General features: G+C 72.7%; 17 protein-coding genes and 1 tRNA gene. 10 read left to right on the top strand and 8 right to left on the bottom strand.

Annotated features, from left to right (window positions below; translation table 11 throughout):
* Positions 1–196: 196 nt before the first annotated feature.
* Positions 197–724 (top strand): transcription elongation factor GreB, encoded by a 528-nt coding sequence (gene greB, locus IEX99_RS12760; protein WP_188900826.1) that lies wholly within the window; start codon positions 197–199, stop codon positions 722–724.
* 13 nt (positions 725–737) lie between these two features.
* On the opposite strand, the gene IEX99_RS12755 is transcribed toward greB, so the two are convergent.
* The gene (locus tag IEX99_RS12755; RefSeq protein ID WP_188900824.1) at positions 738–1,925 is read right to left on the bottom strand and encodes an acetyl-CoA C-acyltransferase; all 1,188 of its coding nucleotides are present in this window, start codon (positions 1,923–1,925) and stop codon (positions 738–740) included.
* Positions 1,926–2,130: 205 nt separating this feature from the next.
* On the opposite strand from IEX99_RS12755, the gene IEX99_RS12750 reads away from it, so the two are divergent.
* The 3 genes from IEX99_RS12750 to IEX99_RS12740 are packed head-to-tail and all read left to right on the top strand — an operon-like array spanning position 2,131 to position 6,646.
* The gene (locus IEX99_RS12750; protein WP_229677995.1) at positions 2,131–4,251 is read left to right on the top strand and encodes a 3-hydroxyacyl-CoA dehydrogenase NAD-binding domain-containing protein; all 2,121 of its coding nucleotides are present in this window, start codon (positions 2,131–2,133) and stop codon (positions 4,249–4,251) included.
* Between the two features lie 26 nt (positions 4,252–4,277).
* Positions 4,278–5,483 carry an acyl-CoA dehydrogenase family protein gene (locus IEX99_RS12745; protein WP_188900822.1) on the top strand — a complete coding sequence of 402 codons (1,206 nt, stop codon included), beginning with the start codon at positions 4,278–4,280 and terminating at the stop codon, positions 5,481–5,483.
* Between the two features lie 5 nt (positions 5,484–5,488).
* Positions 5,489–6,646 carry an acyl-CoA dehydrogenase family protein gene (locus IEX99_RS12740; protein WP_188900820.1) on the top strand — a complete coding sequence of 386 codons (1,158 nt, stop codon included), beginning with the start codon at positions 5,489–5,491 and terminating at the stop codon, positions 6,644–6,646.
* Between the two features lie 37 nt (positions 6,647–6,683).
* Here the strand turns inward: IEX99_RS12740 and IEX99_RS12735 are convergent, their stop codons facing one another.
* The 3 genes from IEX99_RS12735 to IEX99_RS12725 are packed head-to-tail and all read right to left on the bottom strand — an operon-like array spanning position 6,684 to position 11,358.
* Entirely contained in the window at positions 6,684–7,739 is a 1,056-nt protein-coding gene (locus IEX99_RS12735) for a 2-oxoacid:ferredoxin oxidoreductase subunit beta (RefSeq protein WP_188900818.1), read from the bottom strand.
* Positions 7,736–9,574, bottom strand: coding sequence for a 2-oxoacid:acceptor oxidoreductase subunit alpha (locus IEX99_RS12730; protein WP_188900816.1), 1,839 nt, complete (start codon positions 9,572–9,574; stop codon positions 7,736–7,738). Before IEX99_RS12730 ends, IEX99_RS12735 begins: the two co-directional genes overlap by 4 nt.
* Complete coding sequence (locus tag IEX99_RS12725; RefSeq protein ID WP_188900814.1) at positions 9,562–11,358, bottom strand: FAD-dependent oxidoreductase; 1,797 nt, start codon at positions 11,356–11,358, stop codon at positions 9,562–9,564. The genes IEX99_RS12730 and IEX99_RS12725 overlap by 13 nt, the downstream gene beginning before the upstream one ends.
* A gap of 380 nt (positions 11,359–11,738) precedes the next feature.
* Here IEX99_RS12725 and IEX99_RS12720 point away from each other — a divergent pair, with 380 nt between their 5' ends.
* The 6 genes from IEX99_RS12720 (at position 11,739) to IEX99_RS12695 (ending at position 19,546) form a co-directional block, all read left to right on the top strand.
* Positions 11,739–12,812, top strand: a complete 1,074-nt coding sequence (locus IEX99_RS12720; RefSeq protein ID WP_188900812.1) for an LLM class flavin-dependent oxidoreductase — start codon at positions 11,739–11,741, stop codon at positions 12,810–12,812.
* A gap of 66 nt (positions 12,813–12,878) precedes the next feature.
* On the top strand, positions 12,879–14,540 hold the full coding sequence (locus tag IEX99_RS12715; protein ID WP_188900810.1) for a hydantoinase B/oxoprolinase family protein: 1,662 nt from the start codon (positions 12,879–12,881) through the stop codon (positions 14,538–14,540).
* Positions 14,537–16,642, top strand: coding sequence for a hydantoinase/oxoprolinase family protein (locus IEX99_RS12710; RefSeq protein WP_188900809.1), 2,106 nt, complete (start codon positions 14,537–14,539; stop codon positions 16,640–16,642). The genes IEX99_RS12715 and IEX99_RS12710 overlap by 4 nt, the downstream gene beginning before the upstream one ends.
* A 17-nt stretch (positions 16,643–16,659) precedes the next feature.
* Positions 16,660–17,655 carry a Bug family tripartite tricarboxylate transporter substrate binding protein gene (locus tag IEX99_RS12705; protein ID WP_188900807.1) on the top strand — a complete coding sequence of 332 codons (996 nt, stop codon included), beginning with the start codon at positions 16,660–16,662 and terminating at the stop codon, positions 17,653–17,655.
* A 19-nt stretch (positions 17,656–17,674) separates the two neighbouring features.
* Positions 17,675–18,643: a Bug family tripartite tricarboxylate transporter substrate binding protein gene (locus IEX99_RS12700; protein WP_229677994.1), complete on the top strand. Its 969-nt coding sequence runs from the start codon at positions 17,675–17,677 to the stop codon at positions 18,641–18,643.
* 54 nt (positions 18,644–18,697) lie between these two features.
* Positions 18,698–19,546 (top strand): serine hydrolase, encoded by an 849-nt coding sequence (locus IEX99_RS12695; protein WP_188900805.1) that lies wholly within the window; start codon positions 18,698–18,700, stop codon positions 19,544–19,546.
* 24 nt (positions 19,547–19,570) lie between these two features.
* Here IEX99_RS12695 and dnaJ read toward each other — a convergent pair whose 3' ends face one another.
* The 4 genes from dnaJ to IEX99_RS12675 form a co-directional block, all read right to left on the bottom strand.
* Positions 19,571–20,728, bottom strand: a complete 1,158-nt coding sequence (dnaJ, locus tag IEX99_RS12690) for a molecular chaperone DnaJ (protein WP_188900803.1) — start codon at positions 20,726–20,728, stop codon at positions 19,571–19,573.
* Positions 20,729–20,833: 105 nt separating this feature from the next.
* A complete protein-coding gene (dnaK, locus tag IEX99_RS12685; RefSeq protein ID WP_188900801.1) occupies positions 20,834–22,768 on the bottom strand; it encodes a molecular chaperone DnaK in 1,935 nt (644 codons plus the stop codon).
* A 282-nt stretch (positions 22,769–23,050) separates the two neighbouring features.
* Positions 23,051–23,127: transfer RNA gene (locus tag IEX99_RS12680), tRNA-Arg, on the bottom strand.
* 105 nt (positions 23,128–23,232) lie between these two features.
* A complete protein-coding gene (locus IEX99_RS12675; protein ID WP_188900799.1) occupies positions 23,233–23,580 on the bottom strand; it encodes an ETC complex I subunit in 348 nt (115 codons plus the stop codon).
* Positions 23,581–23,906: the final 326 nt, after the last annotated feature.

Below are 23,906 nucleotides of genomic sequence, written 5' to 3'. Positions count from 1 at the left end.
GTTCGAGGTGGCGCCTCCCGCGCGTGCCGGCTGGTCCGGGACCGACGCGGCAGTCAAGCCGAGCGGGGCGGCCAGGGCAACGGGCGGGACGGACCCGGGACTTGATCCTCGCGCTCCGCCATGGCACCGCGCACGCCCCGCATGAGGCGGCGCCCCCCCGCGGCCGCGGGCCGGCCGCGTCGCGAGGAAACGGACCATGACGGACGAGGAGGACGACGAGGACGGCCCGCCCGGCATCCCGCCCGGCACGCCCTTCTACATGACCCCCGAGGGCCACGCGCGGCTCAGCGAGGAGCTGCGCCGGCTGTGGAACGAGGAGCGGCCGCAGGTGGTCGAGGTCGTCGCCTGGGCCGCCTCCCTCGGCGACCGCTCCGAGAACGCGGACTACCAGTACGGCAAGCGCCGCCTGCGCGAGATCGACCGCCGCGTGCGCTTCCTGCGCAAGCGGCTGGAGCGCGCGCAGGTCGTGGACCCCGCGGCGCAGACGCGGCGCGACCAGGTCTTCTTCGGCGCCACCGTCACCTACGCCCGCGGGGACGACAGCGAGGTCACCGTCACCATCGTCGGCATTGACGAGGCGGACACCGCGCGCGGCCGCATCTCCTGGGTCTCGCCGGTCGCGCGCGCGCTGCTCGGCCGGCGCGTCGGCGACCTGGCGCGCGTGCGCACGCCGCAGGGCACCGAGGAGGTCGAGGTGGTGGCGATCCGCTACGGCGAGGGCTGAGCGCGGCGGGCGCTCAGCCCGGGAAGACCTCGAACAGCCCCGCCGCGCCCATCCCGCCGCCGACGCACATCGTCACCACCGCGCGCCTCGCGCCGCGCCGCCGCCCCTCGATCAGCGCGTGCCCGACCAGCCGCGCCGCCGACATGCCGTAGGGATGGCCGATCGCGATCGCGCCGCCGTTGACGTTCAGCCTCTCGTCCGGGATGCCGAGCGTGTCGCGGCAGTACACGACCTGCACCGCGAAGGCCTCGTTCAGCTCCCAGAGGTCTATGTCGTCCATCGTCAGCCCGTTGCGCCGCAGGAGCTCCGGCACCGCGCGCACGGGCCCGATGCCCATCTCGTCCGGCTCGACCCCGGCGACGGCGAGGCTGACGAAGGCGCCGAGCGGCCTGAGGCCGCGCCGCTCCGCCTCCCGCTCGCTCATCACCACGCAGGCGGAGGCGCCGTCCGAGAGCTGCGAGGCGTTGCCCGCCGTGACGGTGCCGCCCTCGCGGACGGGCTTGAGCGCGGCCAGCCCCTCGAGCGTCGTGCCCGGCCGGTTGCCCTCGTCGCGCGTCAGCGTGACCGGCTTCTCCGTGACCGCGCCCGTCTCCTTGTCGGCGACGAGCATGGTCGTGGGCAGCGGGGCGATCTCGTCGTCGAAGCGCCCGGCCTGCTGCGCCGCGGCGGTGCGGAGCTGGCTCCTCAGCGCGTACTCGTCCTGCGCCTCGCGGGGGATGCCGTAGCGCCTCGCCACCACCTCGGCGGTGTCGAGCATCGCCATGTACACGTCCGGCCGGTGCGCCTCGATCCACGGATCGCGGGCGCGGTGGCGGTTGCGGTGCTCGGTCTGCACCAGGCTGATGCTCTCGACGCCGCCGGCGACGGCGACCTTCACCCCCTCGTGCATCACGTGCCAGGCCGCGACCGCGATCGCCTGCATGCCGGAGGCGCATTGCCGGTCCACGCTGGTGCCCGGCACCGAGGCGGGCAGGCCGGCGCGCATCAGGGCGACGCGGCCGATGTTGTAGCCCTGGCTGCCCTCCTGCATGGCGCAGCCGAGGATGACGTCCGCCACCTCCTCCGGCGCCACGCCCGCCCGCTCGATGGCGGCGCGGATGGCGTGGCCGGCGAGGGTGGGAGCGGGGGTGTTGTTGAAGGCCCCGCGATAGGCCCGGCCGATCGGCGTGCGGGCGGTGGAGACGATCACGGCGCGGTCCATCGGGGGCGGCCTCCTCTCACGCGGTCGGCCCGATCCTGCGCGCGCGGCCGGCGCGCCGCAACCGGCCGCCCGGCCGCGCGTGAGCGGCGCCGCACGGCAAGGCCGGCGCCCCTCCCCTGCGGGCTGTCGGACCGGCCGCCGGCCGTGTAGCCTGTCCGCCGAGGCGCCGCCTCGCCGCGGCCGCCCATGCGGAGGAGAAACGATCTTGCAGCAGCAGGACGACGCCGGCAGCTACGTGCAGCGCGCCGCCGAGGGCGACATCCACATCCTGCGCCTCGCCAACCCGCCGGTGAACACGCTCCGCGCCGCCCTGCGCGCGGACCTCGTCGCCGGCCTGAACGCGGCGCGCGAGGCCGGCGCGAAGGCGGTCGTGATCGTCGGCACCGGGCGCATGTTCAGCGCCGGGGCCGAGATGACGGAGTTCGGCAAGCCGCGCGTGCCGCCCGGCCTGCACGACATCGCCGAGGAGATCGCGCGCTTCCCCGGGCCGGTCGTCGCCGGCATCCACGGCGGCGCCTACGGCGGCGGGCTGGAGCTCGCCCTCGCCTGCCATGCGCGGGTCGCGGCGAAGGGCACGAAGCTCGCCCTGCCGGAGGTGAAGCGCGGCATCCTGCCGGGCGGCGGCGGCACCCAGCGGATGCCGCGTCTGATCGGCCCGATCCCCGCCCTCCGCATGATCGTCTCCGGCGAGCCGGTGACGGCGGAGGAGGCGCTGAAGCTCGGCTTCGTGGACGAGGTCGCGGAGGGCGACATCGAGGCGGCGGCGGTCGCCTTCGCCCGCCGCGCGCTCGCCGAGGGGCGGCGCTTCGTGCTGGCCAGGGACCGCGCCGACAAGACCGCGGGCGCCGACCTCGCCGCCTTCGACGCGGAGGCGGAGGCGCTGCTCAGGCGCAGCCGCGGCATGCTGGCGCCGGTCAACTGCGCCAAGAGCGTCCGCGCCGCGCTGACCGAGCCCTTCGACCAGGGCCTCCAGACCGAGCGTGCGCTGTTCAACGAGCTGGTGAACAGCGAGCAGTCGCTGGCGCTGCGCCACATCTTCTTCGCCGAACGCGAGGCGCAGAAGGTCCCCGGCGTCCCGCCCGGCACGCCGACGGTGAAGGTGAGGAAGGCGGCGGTGATCGGCGCCGGCACCATGGGCGGCGGCATCGCCATGTGCTTCGCCGCCGCCGGCATCCCGGTGACCATCGTCGAGGCGGACGCGGAGGCGCTGCGGAAGGGCATCGAGCGCTGCGCGGCCAACTGGCGCCGCAGCCGCAACGCCCCGCCGGAGGAGGAGATCCGGCGCCGCCTCTCGCTGATGAACGGCACCACCGACATGGCGGCGATCGGGGACGCCGACCTGGTGATCGAGGCGGTGTTCGAGGACATCGCGGTGAAGGAGAAGGTGTTCGCCGAGCTCGACCGCCACGCGCGGCCGGGCGCGATCCTCGCCTCCAACACCTCCACCCTCGACATAGACCGCATCGCGCGCGCGACGCAGCGGCCGCGCGACGTGCTGGGCATGCACTTCTTCAGCCCGGCCAACATCATGCGCCTGCTCGAGATCGTGCGCGGCAGGGAGAGCTCGCCCGAGGCGATCGCCACCGCGATGGAGGTCGGCAAGGCGATCGGCAAGGTGACCGTCGTCGTCGGCAATTGCGACGGCTTCGTCGGCAACCGCATGACCGGCAAGCGCGGCCCGCAGGTCGAGAAGCTGCTGGCCGAGGGCTGCCTGCCGCAGGACATAGACCGGGTGATGGAGTCCTACGGCATGGCGATGGGCCCGCTCGCGACCGGCGACCTCGCGGGCCTCGACGTCGGCGCGGCGGTGCGGCGGGCGCGCGGCACGGTGGCGCCGATCGCCGACGCGATCGTCGCCGCCGGCCGCTACGGGCAGAAGACCGGCAAGGGCTGGTACCGCTACGACGAGAACCGCAGGCGCCACCCCGACCCGGAGGTGGAGCGGATCATCCTCGAGACCTCGCAGCGCCTCGGCATCACGCGGCGCAGGATCTCCGACGAGGAGATCCTCGACCGCCTGCTGCTGCCGATGGTGAACGAGGGCGCGCGCATCCTGGAGGAGGGCATCGCGACCCGCGCCTCCGACATCGACGTGGTCTTCGTCAACGGCTTCGGCTGGCCCGCCTGGCGCGGCGGGCCGATGTTCTGGGCCGACCGGGTCGGCCTCAAGGAGGTGCGCGACCGCCTCGCGCGCTACGCCGCGGCGACGAACGACCCGAACCTCAAGCCGGCGGCGCTGATCGAGCGGCTCGCGGCCGAGGGCGGCAGCTTCGCCGGCCTCGACGGCGGCAAGTCGCCGATCGCGGGCGCCGGGGCGGCGGGCTGAAGGAACCGAAGGGAGAGACGACGGTCATGGAACTCCGCTTCACCGAGGAGGAGCGCGCCTTCCGCCAGGAGGTGCGCGACTTCATCGACCGCAACCTGCCCGCTGCCACGCGCGAGCGCATGGAGTCCGGCCGCACGCCGACCAAGGAGATGGTCGTGCAGTGGCAGCGCACGCTCAACGCCAGGGGCTGGGCCGTGCCGCACTGGCCGGTCGAGTGGGGCGGCACCGGCTGGTCGCCGATCAGGCGCTTCATCCTGCAGGAGGAGATCCAGCAGACCCCGGCGCCGCAGCCGCTCGCCTTCAACACCAGCATGTGCGGCCCGGTGATCATCGCGTTCGGCACGGAGGCGCAGAAGAAGCGCTTCCTGCCGCGCATGGCGAACCTCGACGACTGGTGGTGCCAGGGCTTCTCCGAGCCGGGCGCCGGGTCGGACCTGGCCAGCCTCAAGTGCGCGGCGAAGCGCGTCGGCGACCACTACGTGGTCAACGGCCAGAAGACCTGGACGACGCTCGCCCAGCACGCGGACTGGATCTTCCTGCTGGTCCGCACCGACCCGCAGGCGGCGAAGCCGCAGGAGGGCATCTCCTTCCTGCTCGTGGACATGAAGACGCCCGGCATCACCGTGCGCCCGATCATCACCATCGACGGCGCGCACGAGGTGAACGAGGTCTTCTTCGACGACGTGAAGGTTCCGGTCGAGAACCTCGTCGGCACCGAGAACCGCGGCTGGGACTGCGCGAAGTTCCTGCTCTCCAACGAGCGCACGGGCCAGGCGCGCGTCGGCGCCTCCAAGGAGCGGATCCGGCGGCTGAAGCTGATCGCGAGCCAGGCGCCGGGCGGCGGACGGCCGATCATCGAGGACCCGCGCTTCCGCGAGCGGCTCACCGAGGTCGAGGTGCAGCTCAAGGCGCTGGAGATCACGACGCTGCGCGTGCTCGCCACGGAGCAGAAGAACCTCGGGCAGCGCAAGCCCAACCCGGCCTCCTCGATCCTCAAGATCCGCGGCACGGAGCTGCAGCAGGCGATCAGCGAGCTCTTCGTCCTCGCCGCCGGCCCCTACGGCCTCGCCGGCGCGCACCCCGACGCGGACCGCCGCAACGAGCCCGAATTCGTGCCCGACTGGGCCGCGCTCGCGCAGCCGACCTACTTCAACTGGCGCAAGCAGAGCATCTACGGCGGATCGAACGAGATCCAGAAGAACATCATGGCCAAGGCCTTCCTGGGGCTCTGACGCAGATGGATTTCGACCTCACCGAGGAGCAGCGGCTCCTGCAGGACAGCGTGGGCAGGCTGCTCGCCGACCGCTACAAGTTCGAGCAGCGCAAGGCGTACATGAAGACGCCGGAGGGCTGGTCGCGCGAGATGTGGACGGCCTATGCCGAACTGGGCCTGCTTGCGCTTCCCTTCGCCGAGGCCGAGGGCGGCCACGGCGGCGGCGCCGAGGAGACGATGATCGTCGCCGAGCAGATGGGCCGGGCGCTGACGCTCGAACCCTGGCTGCCGACGGTGGTGCTCGGCGGCGGCTTCCTCCGCCACGGCGCCTCGGCCGAGCAGCGCCGCGCGCTGGTGCCGCGGATCGCGGCGGGCGAGATGCTGCTCGCCTTCGCGCACACCGAGGCGCAGTCGCGCTACGACCTGCACGACGTGGCGACGGCGGCGAAGCGCGACGGCGCGGGCTGGGTGCTGGACGGGCGCAAGACGGTCGTGCTGCACGGCGATTCCGCGCACCGCCTGGTGGTCACGGCGCGCACCGGCGGCGGTCAGCGCGACCGGAAGGGCATCGGCGTGTTCCTGGTGGACGCCGCGGCACCCGGCGTCTCCCGCCGCGGCTTCACGGCGGTGGACGGGCACCGGGCGGCGGAGGTGACGCTGGAGGGCGTGCGCGTCGGGCCGGAGGCGGTGCTCGGCGACCCGGAGGACGGGCTGCCGCTCGTGGACCGGGTGGTGGACGAGGCGATCGCCGCGCTTGCCGCCGAGGCGGTCGGCGCGATGGAGGCGGTGCACGCCCTCACCGTCGAATACCTCAAGACGCGCAGGCAGTTCGGCCGCCCGATCGGCTCCTTCCAGGCGCTGCAGCACCGCGCGGCGGAGATGATGGTCGCGCTGGAGGAGGCGCGCAGCATGGCGATGCTCGGCGCGATGATGGCCGAGGAGGAGGACGCCGTGGAGCGCCGCCGCCAGATGCGCGCGGTGAAGCTGCAGGTCGGCCGCTCGGCGAAGTACGTCGGGCAGCAGGCCATCCAGCTCCACGGCGGCATCGCGATGACCATGGAGTACGCGGCCGGCCACTACTTCAAGCGGCTGACGGCGATCGACATGACGTTCGGCGACGCGGAGCACCACCTCGACGCGCTCGCCGGCGCCGGCGGCCTGATCAGCGCCGCCGCGGCCTGAGGCAGGGGGGCGGGCGCGTCGGCGCCCGCCCCGCGGATCAGCGCAGCGCGGCGTTGATGCGCGCGAGCGCCGCCGAGCCTGGGCAGAGCTCCGCGTCGCCGAGGCGGTTCAGCGGCACCGCGACCGTGCCCATGTTCGCGTGCAGGTCGGTCGGGTCCGGGTCCACGTAGAGCAGGCCGGTGACGATCTCGCCCGCGGCCTTGCGCTCCTGCAGGTAGTTCATCGCGGCCACGCGGTCGGTCGGGTCGTAGTCCGGGGCGAGCTTGCGCAGGCGGAGCACCGAGCCGTCGTGCTGCGTCACCTCGGTGACCGAGCCGGGCGCGTACTCCGCCGTGATCGGCTGGCGGCCGAGGATGACGTCGAGCCTGTTCACCGCCTCGTTGTGCTCGCGCACGAAGTCGTAGCTCTTGGTCGAGCCCTCGTGGTTGTTGAAGGCGACGCAGGGGCTGATGCAGTCGATGAACGCCGCGCCCTCGTGCAGCAGCGCCGCCTTGATCAGCGGCACGAGCTGCGCCTTGTCGCCGGAGAAGCTGCGCGCGACGAAGGTGGCGCCGAGCTGCATCGCGAGCCCGACCAGGTCGATCGCCTCGTCGGTGTTGACCGCGCCCCTCTTCGCCTTCGAGCCCTTGTCGGAGGTCGCCGAGAACTGCCCTTTCGTCAGCCCGTACACGCCGTTGTTCTCGACGATGTAGGTCATGTTCACGCCGCGGCGCATGATGTGCGCGAACTGGCCGAGCCCGATCGAGGCCGAGTCGCCGTCGCCCGAGATGCCGAGGTAGATCAGGTCGCGATTGGCGAGGTTCGCCCCCGTCAGCACCGAGGGCATGCGCCCATGCACGGAGTTGAAGCCGTGGCTCGCGCCGAGGAAGTAGTCCGGCGTCTTGGAGGAGCAGCCGATGCCGGAGAGCTTCGCCACCCGGTGCGGCTCGATCGAGAGCTCCCAGCAGGCCTGGATGATGGCCGCGCTGATCGAATCGTGCCCGCAGCCGGCGCAGAGGGTGCTGATCGCCCCCTCGTAGTCGCGCCGCGTGTAGCCGAGCGCGTTCTTCGGCAGCGTCGGGTGGTGCAGCTTGGGCTTGGGCAGGTAGCTCATGGCATCGCCTTGCGCAGCGGCACGACGTTCAGCGCCGAGGCCTTGTCGGCGATCGCCGCGCGGATGAAGCGCGCGGTGATCGGCGTGCCGTCGTAGTGGAGGATGGGAACCAGGCGCGCGGGATCGACGCAGCCCTCGATGGTCAGCAGCGTGCGGAGCTGCGCGTCGCGGTTCTGCTCGACGACGAAGACGCGGTCGTGGCGGGCGATGAAGTCCATCACGTCGTCGTGGAACGGGAAGGCGCGCACCCTGAGCGCGTCGAGATGGATGCCGTCCGCCTCCAGCGCCCCGAGCGCCTCGCGCATCGCCGCGCTGGACGAGCCGTAGTAGATCACGCCGTCGCGCGTCGGCTGCGCCGCGCGCCGCTCGACCGGGCGGGGCACGTAGGCTTTCGCCGTCTCGAACTTGCGCAGCAGGCGCTGCATGTTGTCCACGTAGGCCGAGCCCTGCTCGGTGTACCTGGCGAAGCGGTCGCGGGAGGTGCCGCGGGTGAAGAACGCGCCCTTGCTCGGGTGCGTGCCCGGGTAGGTGCGGTAGGGGATGCCGTCGCCGTCCACGTCGAGGTAGCGGCCGAAGGTCTTGCCGGCCTCGAGCTCCTCGGCGGTCATCACCTTGCCGCGGTCCATGCGGCGCGCGTCGTCCCAGCGGAAGGGCTCGCACAGCCAGTCGTTCATGCCGATGTCGAGGTCGAGCATGACGAAGACCGGCGTCTGGAAGCGGTCCGCCAGGTCGAAGGCGTCCGCGCCCATGGTGAAGCACTCGTGCGGGTCCTCGGGGAAGAGGAGGATGTGCTTCGTGTCGCCGTGGCTCGCGTAGGCGGCGGCGAGGATATCGGCCTGCTGCGTGCGCGTCGGCATGCCCGTCGAGGGGCCGGCCCGCTGCACGTCGAAGATCACCGCCGGGATCTCGGCGAAGTAGGCGAGACCCACGAACTCCTGCATCAGCGAGATGCCGGGGCCCGAGGTCGCGGTGAAGGCGCGCGCCCCGTTCCACGCCGCGCCGACCACGATGCCGATCGAGGCCAGCTCGTCCTCCGCCTGGACGATGGCGAAGCGCTTCTTCCCCGTCTCCGGGTCCATGCGCAGGCGGCGGCAATACCGCTCGAAGGCCTCGGCGAGCGAGGTCGAGGGGGTGATGGGATACCACGCGCAGACCGTGGCGCCGCCATAGACGGCGCCGAGCGCCGCGGCCGAATTGCCGTCCACGAAGATGCGCTCGCCCACCGCGTCGAGGGCGCTCAGCCTGAGCCCGATCGGGCACTCCAGGTTCCTGAGCGCCCAGTCGCGGCCCATGTGGAAGGCGTCGCGGTTCGACTGCGCCAGCCGCTCCTTGCCCTTGTACTGCTCGCCGAGCAGCGTCTCGACCACCGCGGGGTCGATCTGCAGCAGCGCGGAGAGCGCGCCGACGTACATGATGTTCTTCATCAGCTGCCGCTGCCGCGCGTCCGTGTAGGCCGCGTTGCACATCTCGGTCAGCGGCACGCCGATGACGTTGACGTCCTCCCGGAACTTCGACTTCGGCAGCGGCTTGGTCGAATCGTAGAGCAGGTAGCCGCCGGGCTCGATCTCGGCGACGTCGCGGTCCCAGGTCTGCGGGTTCATCGCCACCATCAGGTCCACGCCGCCGCGTCGCCCGAGATGGCCCTCCCCGCTCACCCGCACCTCGAACCAGGTCGGCAGGCCCTGGATGTTCGAGGGGAAGATGTTGCGCGAGGCGATCGGGATGCCCATGCGCAGGATGGACTTCGCGAACAGCGTGTTCGCGCTGGCCGAGCCGGATCCGTTGACGTTGGCGAACTTGACGACGAAGTCGTTCGTCGCGGTCAGAGCGCGCATGCGGGCTGCCTCGCCTTGGGCTTCGCGGTCTCGAGGAAGAACTTCTGCATGTCCCACGCCCCCGTCGGGCAGCGCTCGGCGCACATGCCGCAGTGCAGGCAGACGTCCTCGTCCTTCACCATGACCCTGCCCGTCTTGAGCCCGTCGGCGACGTAGAGCGCCTGTTCCGGATTGATCGCCGGCGCCTTGAGCCGCTGGCGCAGCTCCTCCTCCTCGCCGTTCTCGGTGAAGTTGATGCAGTCCACCGGGCAGATGTCCACGCAGGCGTCGCACTCGATGCAGAGCGAGGCGGTGAACACCGTCTGCACGTCGCAATTGAGGCAGCGCTGCGCCTCCTTGTAGGCGAGCTCGCGGTCGTAGCCGAGCTCCACCTCCGCCGTGATGTCGCGCAGCGACTGCGACAGGTCGCGGTGCGGCACCTTGTAGCGCAGGTCCAGCGAGACGTCGTTGTCGTACGACCACTCGTGGATGCCCATCTTGGTGCTGCCCATCCGCACCTCGGGCGGCGGGCGGTTGCGCACGTCCTCGCCGCGGCAGAACAGGTCGATCGAGACCGCGGCCTCGTGCCCGTGCGCCACCGCCCAGATGATGTTCTTCGGGCCGAAGGCGGCGTCGCCGCCGAAGAAGACGTTCGGGATGGTGGACTGCAGCGTCGCCGGGTCGAGCTTCGGCAGGCCCCAGCGGTCGAACTCCAGCCCGATGTCCCGCTCGATCCAGGGGAAGGCGTTCTCCTGGCCGATCGCGACCAGGATGTCGTCGCACTCCATCGCCACGTCCGGCTCGCCGGTCGGCACCAGGCTGCGGCGGCCCTTCGCGTCGTACTCGGCCCGGACCTTCTCGAAGACGATGCCCGTGAGGCGGCCGTCGTCGTGCAGCACCTCCTTCGGCACCAGCCAGTTGAGGATCGGGATGCCCTCGCGCATCGCGTCCTCCTTCTCCCAGGGGGAGGCCTTCATCTCCTCGAAGCCGGAGCGGACGACGACCTTCACGTCCTCGCCCCCGAGGCGGCGCGCGGAGCGGCAGCAGTCCATCGCCGTGTTGCCGCCGCCGAGGACGATCACGCGCCGGCCGATCGTATGGACGTGGCCGAAGGACACCGAGGCGAGCCAGTCTATGCCGATGTGGATGTTGGCCGCGGCCTCCTTGCGCCCCGGCACCTCCAGCTCGCGCCCGCGCGGGGCGCCGGTGCCGACGAAGACGGCGTCGTAGCCCTCCGCCAGCACCGCCTTCAGGCTCCCGACGCGGCGGTTCATGTGCAGCACCACGCCGCCGCGCCCGGTGATGTAGCCGCACTCCTCGTCGATGATCTCCTCCGGCAGGCGGAAGCGCGGGATCTGGGTGCGGATGAAGCCGCCGGGCTTCGCCTGGTCGTCGAAGACGTGGATCTCGTAGCCGAGCGGCGCGAGGTCGCGCGCCACCGTCAGCGAGGCCGGCCCGGCGCCGATGCAGGCGATGCGCTTGCCGTTCTTCTCCTTCGGGATCGGCGGCAGGCGCGCCGCGATGTCCTCCTTGTTGTCGGCGGCGACGCGCTTGAGGCGGCAGATCGCCACCGGCTCGTGCTCGACGCGGCCGCGCCGGCAGGCGGGCTCGCAGGGCCGGTCGCAGGTGCGGCCGAGGATCCCCGGGAACACGTTGGAGTGCCAGTTGATCATGTAGGCGTCGGTGTAGCGACCGGCCGCGATCAGCCGGATGTACTCCGGCACCGGCGTGTGCGCCGGACACGCCCACTGGCAGTCCACGACCTTGTGGAAGTAGTCCGGGTTCCGGACGTCGGTCGGCTTCAAGCGACTCCCTCCGCGATCGGCATCGTCAGGACGGGCGCGGCCCCCGTGGTCGTCCTCATCGCCCGCGTGCGCGGCACGCGATGTAGGGCGTGCCGGCCCGGCGCGGAAGGGCGGGGCCGGCCGCCGCGCGCCGCGGCGCCGCCATGCCCCCGGGGCCGTCGCCGCCTGGGTCGGGACCGGATTCCATGGACATTCCCTGCCTGTCCGCGACCCGGGACTGTGCCCCAAGGGCTGCCCCTCCGCAACCGGCCCACCCCGGCGCTTCTTCGCACGTGCAGCATGTGACGGAGCGCACCCCGGCCGCAGGCGACGCGCCCCGTTGCCGCGCCGGCGCGCCGCGTTACGCTGGTCGAGAGGACCGGCACAGGGGCACCCGCGGCATGCTGAGGTTCAGCAACTTCCTCTTCCCGGAGAGCCGCGACCCCGCGCAGGACTCGCGCGTCATCGACGAGAGCCTCGCCGAGGCGCGGCTCTGCGATGCGCTCGGCGTCGAGGTGCTCTGGCTCGCCGAGCATCACTTCGACGGCAATTGCGCCTATGTGGACCCGGTGACCTTCGCCGCCGCGGTCGCGGCGAGCACGACGCGCATCCGGGTCGGCTTCGCGGTGGCGCAGGTCTCGCTGCACCATCCCGTGCGGCTCGCGGAGCAGATGGCGCTGCTCGACAACATCGCGCACGGGCGCCTGATCGTCGGCCTCGGCCGCGGCACGGCCTACAACGTGTACGAGTACCAGGGCTACGGCATCGCCTGGCAGGAGGCCCAGGCGCGCTACGAGGAGGCGGAGCAGGTGATGCTCCGCGCCTGGACCAGCCCCGAGGGCTTCGAGCACCGGGGCCGGTTCTGGACGCTCAAGGTGCCGCGCCTGCGGCCGACGCCCTACACGCGCCCGCACCCCTACGTGCTGCGCGCCGCCTCCTCCGAGGAGGGCGCGATCGCGCTCGGCCGCCGCGGCCTGCCCTTCATGATGAACGTCCAGTCGCTCGAGGTGACGCGCCGGCGCATGGCGCTCTACCGCGCGGCGATGCGCGAGGCGGGCCACGACGAGGCCCACATCGCCCGCTGCGTCGCCGAGAGCTGGGTCTGGCGCAACGTCGTCGTCGCCGAGACCGATGCCGAGGCGGCGCGCATCGGCATCCCGGCCTTCGAGGCGATGCAGGAGCACCGCAGGCGCATGCGCGAGACGGTCGAGGCCGAGCAGGGCATCGTCATGCGGCGCGAGGCCGCGCCGCCCGCCCGCGTCCAGGTCGAGCACGCGCTGATCCACGGCTCGCCGGACACGGTCGCCGAGCGGATGGCGGAGCTCGACGCGATCGGCGTCGGCGGCGTGATCTGCTCCTTCCGCCTCGGCCCCATGCCGGCGGAGGTGGCGGCGGAATCGATCCGGCTGTTCATGACCAGGGTCGCCCCGCGGTTCCGGAGCCGCCGCGCCCCGCCCGCCGCCGCGGCAGAGTAGCGAGGCACCGGTGACAGCGCCGCGCCGCGCCGATACCGTGCCCGGCAGGAGCGGCGGAGGGCTGGCATGAGCGGCGCGGACACCGACGAGGGCTTCGACCCGATCACGCTGGAGATCTACTGGAGCCGCCTGATCTCCATCGCCGACGAGGCCGCCGCGGCGCTGCTGCGCACCGCCTTCTCCACCATCGTGCGCGAGTCCAACGACTTCGCCACGGTACTGATGGACCGCAACGGCGACTCCGTCTCCGAGAACACCGGCGGCATCGCCTCCTTCTCCTGCATCCTGCCGAGGACGACGAAGGCCTTCCTCGCGGCCTTCCCGCCCGAGACCTGGCGGCCCGGCGACTGCGTCATCACCAACGACCCCTGGCTCGCCACCGGCCACCTGCCGGACTTCACCACCGTCTCGCCGATCTTCCACCGCGGCCGCCTGGTCGGCTTCGCCGGCTCGATCGCGCATTCGCCCGACGTCGGCGGCGCGCTCTGGTCCGCCGACTGCCGCGAGGTGTTCGAGGAGGGCATCCGCGTCCCGCCGATGCGCCTGCTGCGCGAGGGCAGGCGGAACGAGGAGCTGGTCGGCCTGCTGCGTGCCAACGTGCGGGTGCCGGACCAGGTGATGGGCGACCTCGAGGCGCAGGTCACCGCCAACCAGGTCTGCGCCGCGCGCGTCGCCGAGTTCCTGGAGGACGCCGGCCTCGACGACCTCCAGGCCCTCTCCCGCGCGCTCGGCGCCCGCGCCGACCGCGCCATGCGCCGCGCCATCGCCGCGCTCCCCGACGGCACCTGGCGCGCCACCATCGAGGCCGACGGCTTCGACGAGCACGTGACGCGCATCGCCTGCGCCGTCACCGTCGCGGGCGAGCGGATGCTGATTGACTTCGCCGGCACCTCGCCGCAGGTGGACCGCGGCATCAACTGCGTGATGAACTACACCCACGCCTATGCGGTCTATCCGGTCAAGTGCGCGCTCGATCCCTTCACCCCGCGCAACGAGGGCAGCTACCGGGCGATCGAGGTCACCGCGCCCGAGGGCAGCATCCTCAATCCCCGCTTCCCCGCGCCGTGCAGCGCGCGCCAGCTCACCGGCCACCTGCTCGCCGGGGCGATCTACAAGGCGCTGAGCACGGTGATCCCGGACAGGGTGATCGCCGAATGCGGCGGCGCGCCGACCATGCGCTGCCTGTTCAGCGGGCTCGACCGCAACGGCGACCGCTTCTCGCAGATCCTCTTCGCGAGCGGCGGCATGGGCGCGAGCCCGCACCGCGACGGCCTGCCCACCACCGCCTTCCCCACCAACGCCGGCGCCGGCTCGATCGAGGCCTTCGAGAGCGTCGCGCCGCTCGTCGTGTGGAAGAAGGAGCTGCGCCCGGATTCCGGCGGCCCCGGCCGCTTCCGCGGCGGCCTCGGCCAGGAGGCGGAGATCGAGGTCCGCGCGCCGGGCCCGCTGCGCCTCTCGCTGCTCTCCGACCGGCGCGACCATCCCGCCTCCGGCATCCTCGGCGGCGCCCCCGGCGCCCCGGCGGAGATCACGATCAGCGACGGCACGCGCCCGCACCCGAAGTCGCGCACCACCATCCGGCCCGGCGCGCGGCTGACGATGCGCTACGCCGGCGGCGGCGGCTACGGCGACCCGCGCGAGCGCGACCCCGCCGCGCTGCGCGAGGACGTGCGCAACGGCTACGTCTCGCCCGCCGCCGCCCGCAGCGCCTACGGAGCCTCGGAATGAGCGCGCCCACCGCCCGGATCGGCGTGGACGTCGGCGGCACCTTCACCGACCTCGTCCTGCACGACGCCCGCCGGAACGTCGTCCGCACCGGCAAGCTGCTCACCACGCCCGACGACCCGTCGGAGGCGATCGTCGCCGGCATCCGCCGCATCCTCGACGAGGCGGGCCTCGCGCCGGGCGAGGTGCACAGCATCGTCCACGGCACCACCCTCGTCACCAACACGGTGATCGAGCGCACCGGCGCCATCGTCGGCCTGATCGCGACCGAGGGCTTCCGCGACGTGATCGAGATCGGCCGCGAGATCCGCTACGACCTCTACGACCTCTTCCTCGAGCCCGCGCCGACCCTCGTCCCCCGCCACCGCCGCCGCACCGTGCCGGAGCGCCTGGACGCCGAGGGCAACGTGCTGCGCCCGCTCGACGAGGGCGCCGTGCGCGAGGCCGCGCGCGACCTGGTCGAGCGCGAGGGCGCCGAGGCGCTCGCCATCGCCTTCCTGCACAGCTACCGCGACCCGCGCCACGAGCGCCGCGCCGCGGAGATCGTGCGCTCCCTCTACCCCGACCTGCCGCTCACCCTCTCCTCCGCCGTCGCGCCGGAGATCCGCGAGTTCGAGCGGACCTCGACCGCCGTCGCCAACGCCTACGTCCAGCCGCGCATGCGCCGCTACCTCGACCGGCTGGAGGCGCAGCTCACCGCGCTCGGCTTCGAGGGGCGGCTCTACGTCATGCTCTCCGGCGGCGGCATCGCCGCGGTGCGGGAGGCGAAGGAGTTCCCGATCCGCCTGATCGAATCCGGGCCCGCCGCCGGCGCCATGGCCGCGGCGTTCCTGGCGAGGCTCGCCGGCCTCGACCGCGTCGTCTCCTACGACATGGGCGGCACGACGGCGAAGATGTGCCTCGTCGAGGACTTCGCGCCGCACCACAAGTTCGACTTCGAGGCCGGGCGCGTGCGCCGCTTCGTCAAGGGCAGCGGCCTGCCGCTCAAGGTCTCGGTCGTGGACATGATCGAGATCGGCGCCGGCGGCGGCTCCATCGCCCGGGTCGAGGAGGGCTCCGGCCTGATGAAGGTCGGGCCGCGCAGCGCCGGCGCCAAGCCCGGCCCGATCTGCTACGGCCGCGGCGGCACCGAGCCCACCGTCACCGACGCCGACCTGCTGCTCGGCCGGCTCGATCCCGCCTATTTCCTCGGCGGCGAGATGCGCCTCGACCCCGACCGCGTGCGCCGCGCCTTCGCCGAGGGCGTGGGCGCGCGGCTCCGCATCCCGGCCACCGAGGCCGCGCTCGGCGTGCAGCGCCTCGTGGACGAGACCATGGCCGCCGCGACGCGCATGCACCTCGCGGAGAAGGGCCGCGACCCGCGCCGCTACACCCTCGTCGCCTTCGGCGGCGCCGGGCCGGTGCACGCCTACGCGCTGGCGAAGCTGCTGAAGATCCGCCGCGTCGTCGTCCCGCTCGGCGCCGGCGTCGCCTCCGCCCTCGGCTTCCTCGTCGCGCCGCCCGCCTCCGACATGGTGCGCAGCTACGTCGCGCGGCTGGAGCGGACCGACTGGGCGCACGTCAACGCCCTCTTCGCCGAGATGGCGGAGGAGGGCCGCCGCCTGCTCACCGAGGCCGGCGCCGATCCCGCCCGCATCGCGCTGAGGCCGAGCGCCGAGATGCGCCATGTCGGCCAGGGCTTCGAGATCCCGGTCCCCCTTCCCTCCCTCGCCCTCGGCCCCGCCGACCTGCCGGCGATCCGCGCCGCCTTCTTCGCCAGCTACCGCGAGCGCTTCGGCCGCACCGTCGAGGAGGTGCCGATCGAGGCCCTCTCCTGGCGCCTCGCCTGCAGCGCGCCCGGCCAGGACATCCGCCTCGACGCCGCGCTCGGCGCCGCCGCCCCCGCGCGCGCCGACGCCGCCGCCGCGCGCCGCGGCACGCGCGAGGTGGTGTTCGAGGGCGCCGGACCGCTCGCCTGCGCCGTCTACGACCGCTACGCCCTCGCCCCCGGCGCCCGCTTCGCGGGTCCGGCTCTGGTCGAGGAGCGCGAATCCACCTGCGTCGTCGGCCCGGACGCGCAGGTGACGGTGGACTCCGTCCTCAACCTGGTGATGGACCTGCCCTGACCCCCCGGAGGTGCGCCATGCCGATCCGCCGCCGCCTGCTGCTCGCCACCGCCGCGCTGCCTCCCGCCGCCGCGCGCCGCGCCGCGGCCCAGGGCGCGGCGCAGCCGGGATCGGACTGGCCGAACCGGCCGGTGACCGTCGTGGTGCCCTGGCCGCCCGGCGGCTCGACGGACGTGATGGTGCGCATCCTCGTCCAGCGGCTCTCCGCCGACCTCGGCCAGCCGGTCGTCGTGGACAACCGGCCCGGCGCCACCGGCACGGTCGGCCACGCCTGGGTCGCGCGGCAGCGGCCCGACGGCTACACGCTGCTCGCCGGCACCAACAGCACCTACGCCATCGCGCCCCACCTCTACGCGAGCCTGCCCTACGACAACGACCGCGCCTTCACGCCGATCACGCAGCTCGCGACCAACCCGCAGATGCTCTGCGTGCATCCCTCGCTGCCGGTCAACACCTTCGCCGAGTTCCTCGCCTACGCCCGCGCCCGCCCCGGCGAGCTGACCTTCGGCACCTCCGGCCTCGGCGGCACCAGCCACCTCGCGACCGAGCTGCTGATGTCCATGGCGGGGATCGAGATGCTGCACGTGCCCTATCGCGGCGGCGGCCCGGCGGCGCAGGCGATCCTCGCCGGCGAGACCAAGGTCACCTTCGTGGACGCCATCACCGCCCTCCCGTTCCTGCGCGCGGGCCAGCTCCGCGCGCTCGGCGTCTCCACCGCGCTGCGCACGCCGCTCGCGCCGGAGGTGCCGACCCTCGCCGAGGCCGGGCTGCCCGGCTACCAGTCCTCCACCGATTTCGGCCTGTTCGCGCCCGCCGGCCTGCCCGCCCCCCTGCTCCGCCGCATCCACGCCGCGGTCGTCGCGGCGCTGCGCTCGCAGGAGGTGACGGAGAAGCTGCTGCAGCAGGGCATGACGCCGGTCGGCAGCGCGCCGGAGGAGTTCGCCGCCTACCTCCGCCGGGAGGGCGAGAAGTGGGGCGAGATCATCCGCGCCCGCAACATCCGCGCGCCCTGACCGCGCCGGGGAGGGACCCGTGATCACGCGACGCCTCGCGCTCGGCGCCGCCGCGGCGGCGACGCTCGGCAGGCCCGCCGCCGCGGCCGATCCCTGGCCGACGCGCCCGGTCCGCATCGTCGTGCCCTTCGCGCCGGGCGGGTTCACCGACATCGCGGCGCGCCTCCTCGCCGCGCAGCTCTCGCCGCGCCTCGGCCAGTCGGTCGTGATCGAGAACCGCGCCGGCGCTGCCGGCATCATCGGCACCGAGGCCGTGGCGCGCAGCGAGCCGGACGGCTACACGCTGGTGATGGGCGGCGTCAGCACGCACGCGATGAACGTCACCCTCTACCGCCGCCTGCCCTACGACCCGCAGCGCGACTTCGCCGCGGTCTCGGGGGTGGCGAACGGGCCGAACATCCTCGTCGTGCATCCCTCGCTCCCGGTGCGCGACCTCGCCGGCCTGATCGCGCTGGCGCGCGAGCGGCCCGGGCGTCTCACCTACGGCTCGGCCGGCGCCGGCACCTCCACCCACCTGGCGGGCGAGCTGTTCCGCGGCATGGCGGGCGTGGACGTGCTGCACGTGCCGTTCCGCAGCACCTCGCTCGCCACCACCGCGCTGCTCGGCGGGCAGCTCGACATGATGTTCGACACCCTGGCCTCGGCGCTGCCGCATGTGCGCGACGGCAAGCTGCGCGCGCTCGCCGTCACCTCGCCGCGGCGCATCGCCGCCCTGCCCGACCTGCCGACCATGGCGGAGACCCTGCCCGGCTTCGAGGTCGGCGTCTGGACCGGGCTCTTCGCCCCCGTCGCGACGCCGCGCCCGATCGTGGAGCGCATCGCCGCCGCCACGCGGGACGCCCTCGCCGCGCCGGGGCTGGTCGCCCGCTTCGCCGAGCTTGGCGTCGCGCCGCACCCCGCCGGTCCCGACGAATACGCCGCCTTCATGCGCGCCGAGATCGAGCGCTGGGGCGCGGTGATCCGCCGCGCCGGCATCACCGCCGACTGAGCGGGCGGCCGGCACCGCGCACGGCGGATCCCACACCGCAACGGGAGAGACACCGTGGACGAACTGGTCACGTGCCTGCACGCGATCTGCGACGCGCAGCCCTTCCGCACGAGCTGGTACCTCAGGGACCTCACCACCGGCCGGGAGGCCGACCGCGACGGCGACGTGCCGGTGCCCTCGGCCAGCGTGCGCAAGACCTCGATCATGATGGCCGCGCTCAGGGCCGTGCACGAGGGCCGGCTCCGCCTCGACGAGCCCTGCACGATCGAGGCGCGGCTGCAGAAGGACGTGATGTCCGGCACCTACCGCTACATGACGCCGGGCTGCGTCATCCCGCTGCGCGACGCGATCGTCAACATGATCATCACCAGCGACAACGTCTGCACGCAGATCGTGCTGGAGCGGCTGGACGCGGACGGGCTGAACGCCTGGTGCCGCGCCCTCGGCATGGCGCACACGCACCACGGCCCGAGGATCCCGCCCCTCACCCTCGCCTACGACCACCCGATCGAGCAGAACGCCTACACCGCCCCGCGCGACCAGGGCCTGCTGCTCGACCTCGTCCTGCGCGGCGCGCAGGGCGACGCGGCGGCGGCAGACCGGCTCGGCTGCAGCGCGGACCTCTGCCGGCTCGGGCTCGACATCCTCACCTGGCAGCAGCACCGCACCATGATCCCGGCGCTGCTGCCCTACGCGACGAAGGTCGCGAACAAGACCGGCCGCGGCCGGCGCGGGCGGATGGACGCGGGCATCGTCTTCCGCGACGAGCGGCCGCTCTACATCCTCGCCGCCTTCACCGACTTCGTGCCGGAGACGATGCCGGACGGCCTGCCCGGCTATGCCGCGGCGTTCGCGACGATCGCCCGGCTGTCGCGCGCCTGCTGGGAGGCGATCGGGACCTGAGGGCGGCGGCCGGGCCGGGCGGCGCTACCGCCCGCCGCTCAGCCCGTCCCAGAACTCCTTCACCCTGGCGAAGAAGCCCTCGCTCTCGGGGCTGGAGCGGCCGGTCTTCGCCGCCTCGGCCTCGAACTCCTCGAGCAGCTCGCGCTGGCGCCTGGTCAGGTTCTGCGGCGTCTCGACCGCCACCTCGACATACATGTCGCCGCGCGCCGCGCTGCGCAGCACGGAGAAGCCCTTGCCGCGCAGGCGGAACTTCTCGCCGCTCTGGGTGCCGGGCGGGATCGTCAGCCGCGCCCGGCCGCCGTCGATGGTCGGCACCTCGATCGGCCCGCCGAGCGCCGCCTGGGTCATGCGCAGCGGCACGCGGATGAAGATGTTGGCGCCCTCGCGATGGAAGATCGGGTGCGGGCGCACCGCGACGTCCACGTAGAGGTCGCCGGGCGGCGCGCCCCGCACCCCGGCCTCGCCCTCGCCGGCGAGGCGGATGCGCGTGCCGTCCTCGACCCCGGCCGGGATGGTGACGGAGAGCGCCCGGTCGCGCTGCACCCGCCCGGCGCCGGCGCAGACCTTGCAGGGATTCTTGATGACGCGGCCCTGGCCGCCGCAGGTCGGGCAGGTGCGCTCGATCAGGAAGAAGCCCTGCTGGGCGCGGATCTTGCCCGCGCCGTGGCAGGCCGCGCAGGTCTGCACCGCGGCGCTGCCGCCCTCCGCCCCGGTGCCGCTGCACGCCTCGCAGGCGACCAGGGTCGGCACGCGGATGGTCTTCTTGGTGCCGCTGAACGCCTCCTCGAGCGAGATCTCGACCTGCTGGCGCAGGTCGGCGCCCCGCCCGGCGGCGCGCCCCCCCGGCCCGCGGCCGGTGAAGCGGCCGAACATCTCCTCGAAGATGTCCTCGAAGGCACCGCCGAAGGGGCCGCCCGCGCCATGGCCGCCGGCGGCATAGCCGCCGCCCATGGCGGGCTCGAAGGCGGCGTGGCCGTAGCGGTCGTAGGCGGCGCGCTTCTCCGCATCCTTGAGGACGTCGTAGGCCTCGTTGACCTCCTTGAACCGTGCCTCGGCCTGCTTGTCGCCCTGGTTGCGGTCCGGGTGGTACTTCATCGCGAGCTTGCGGTAGGCCCTCTTCAGGTCCTCCTCGCCCGCGTCGCGTCCGACGCCCAGAACCTCGTAGTAATCCCTCTTGGCCATGCGCCGGTCTGTTCCCTGAGCCGCGCCGCGCCGTGGCGACGGCGCCCGGCCCCTCGCGGGACCGGGCGCCCGTCACATGCCGCGGAACACGGCGGTCCCCCTAGGTTACGCCGACTTCTTCTTGTTCGGGTCCACTTCCTCGAACTCGGCGTCCACGACCTTGTCGCCCGCGGCACCGCCGCCCGCCCCGGCACCGCCGCCCGCCGCCTCGCCGCCCGGCGGCGGCGGGGCGGCCTGCTGCGCCTTGTAGAGCGCCTCGCCCATCTTCATCGCCGCCTGGCTCAGCCGCTCGGAGGCGCGGCGGATGGCATCGGCGTCCTGGCCCTCCATGGCCGAGCGCGCGGCGGAGAGGGCGGACTCGACCTCGGCCTTCTCGGCGGCCGGGACCTTGTCCTGGTTCTCCTTCAGCGTCTTCTCGGTGGAGTGCACCAGCGCGTCGAGCTGGTTGCGCGCCTCCACGGCCTCGCGCCGCTTCCGGTCGGCCTCGGCGTTCGCCTCGGCCTCCTTCACCATGCGCTCGATGTCGGCCTCGGTCAGGCCCGACTTGGCCTGGATGCGGATCTGCTGCTCCTTGCCGGTGGCCTTGTCCTTGGCCGAGACGCTGACGATGCCGTTCGCGTCGATGTCGAAGGTCACCTCGATCTGCGGCACGCCGCGCGGCGCGGGCGGGATGCCGACCAGGTCGAACTGGCCGAGCAGCTTGTTGTCCGCCGCCATCTCGCGCTCGCCCTGGTACACCTTGATGGTGACCGCGGTCTGGTTGTCGTCGGCGGTGGAGAAAATCTGGCTCTTCTTGGTCGGGATCGTGGTGTTGCGCTCGATCAGCCGGGTGAACACGCCGCCCAGCGTCTCGATGCCGAGCGAGAGCGGCGTCACGTCCAGCAGCAGGACGTCCTTCACCTCGCCCTTCAGCACCGCGCCCTGAATGGCAGCGCCGATCGCCACCACCTCGTCCGGATTGACGTTGCGCGCCGGCTCCTTGCCGAAGAACTGCTTCACCGTCTCGATGACCTTGGGCATGCGGGTCATGCCGCCGACCAGGATCACCTCGCCCACCTCGTTGGCCGCCATGCCGGCGTCCTTCAGCGCCTGCCGGCAGGGCTCGAGCGTGCGCTGGATGAGGTCGTCCACGAGCGACTCGAGCTTGGCCCGCGTCAGCCGCATCACCAGGTGCTTCGGCCCGCTGGCGTCGGCGGTGATGAAGGGCAGGTTGATCTCGGTCTCCTTGGCCGAGGAGAGCTCGATCTTCGCGCGCTCCGCCGCCTCCTTCAGGCGCTGCAGCGCGAGGCGGTCGTTGCGCAGGTCGATGCCCTGCTCCTTCCTGAACTCGTCCGCGAGGTAGTCGATGACGCGCTGGTCGAAGTCCTCGCCGCCGAGGAAGGTGTCGCCGTTGGTGGACTTCACCTCGAAGACGCCGTCGCCGATCTCGAGGATCGAGATGTCGAAGGTGCCGCCGCCGAGGTCGTAGACCGCGATCGTGCCGGACTGCTTCTTGTCGAGCCCGTAGGCGAGCGCGGCCGCGGTCGGCTCGTTGATGATGCGCAGCACCTCGAGGCCCGCGATCTGGCCGGCCTCCTTCGTCGCCTGACGCTGGGCGTCGTTGAAGTAGGCGGGGACGGTGATGACGGCCTGCGTCACCTTCTCGCCGAGATAGGCCTCGGCCGTCTCCTTCATCTTGGTCAGCACGTAGGCGCTGATCTGCTGCGGCGCGTAGCGCTTGCCCTCGACCTCGACCCAGGCGTCGCCGTTGTCGGCGCGCACGATCTTGTAGGGGACGAGGCCGATGTCCTTCTGGACCATCGGGTCGTCGAAGCGGCGGCCGATCAGGCGCTTGACGGCGTAGAGCGTGTTCTGCGGGTTGGTCACCGCCTGGCGCTTCGCGGCCTGGCCCACCAGAATCTCGCCTGTCTTGGTGAAGGCGACCATGCTGGGCGTGGTCCGCATGCCTTCGGCGTTCTCGATCACCCGGACCTCCTTGCCCTCCATGATGGCGACGCAGGAGTTGGTGGTGCCGAGGTCGATGCCGATGACTTTGCTCATCCGTGATCTCCTTTAGCGGCTGGCGGGGGCGGCCCTGGTGGAGGCACCGCGCCCGCCCCCTTCGTTGCGGATGGGGTCGGTTGTGGCGGAGGGGGGACCCGATCCCGGCCGGGCGGGGCCCTGCACGCCGGGGATGTATTGAGGCGCGGAGGCGGAAACAAGGGTCTGGCCGGAGACGGAAGGAGAAGGAGCGAGGTGGCGCCTCCGGCCCTCGCCTTCGGCTTCCTGCATGGCCCGTGCGAAGCGAACGGCGGGAGCATGAGCGACCGGTTTCTCGCTTTCTGGCGCGCCCTGAGGGATTCGAACCCCCGACCCGCGACTTAGAAGGTCGCCGCTCTATCCGGCTGAGCTAAGGGCGCCGCTTTGCGGCGCAGACTAGCGGGATCGGCGCCACTCGCCCAGCGGCGGTTGGCCCGCCGCAAGCCGCAGCGGCGCCCGCTTCGCGGCGCCGCGCCCGCGCCGGCTCAATGCGTCCAGTTCTCGGTCCGCCCCCAGCGGAAGTTGTCGGCGTAGGCCTTCGGCCGGATCGCCGCCCGCTCCGACGGCGGCGGCGCCTCGACCTCGATCGCGATGCCGTTGGCCCTCGCGTAGGCCAGCGCGTGGTCCTTCGTGTCGAAATGCAGCCGAAGCTGCGTCGCCACCGTGTCGCCGGAGCCGCACCAGCCGGTCAGCGGGTCGATGCGCTTCGGCTCGGCCGGGGCGAACTCCAATACCCAGCCCCGCGCGCGTGCGCGTCCGGACTGCATCGCTGATTTCGGCGGTTGGTAGAGGCGGGCGCGACCGGAAGGCGGGTGGCGAATGGCGCTGTCCATGCGACTCGGGTCCCTGCTGGTGCCAATCGGGGCGGCGGGAATCCAACCGTGGCCTCTTCTACCAAAAACAGACCCTTCCGGAGGGAGGAAGCGGAACATCGGGATCGGAGTGGCCCGGATCGGGCGGTCTGTCCGCGGGGTTCACGGACCCGCTCATGGTGTTCCTGCCGGCCGAAGGCGCTCATATCACCTGCGGCCTTCGCCGGATGGATACTTTCGGGGCAACGGCGCGAGCATGCGGGGATGCTGCCCTTGCGTCCGGCTGGTCTGGTTGAGGTTGGAAGGGTGGGTGCGGGGGCAGGATTTGAACCTGCGGCCTTCAGGTT

The organism is Caldovatus sediminis, assembly GCF_014644455.1.
Taxonomy (GTDB): Bacteria; Pseudomonadota; Alphaproteobacteria; order Acetobacterales; family Acetobacteraceae; genus Caldovatus; species Caldovatus sediminis.
Note: the sequence above shows the minus strand (reverse complement) of the source record. Positions and strands in the feature narration are given on the sequence as shown.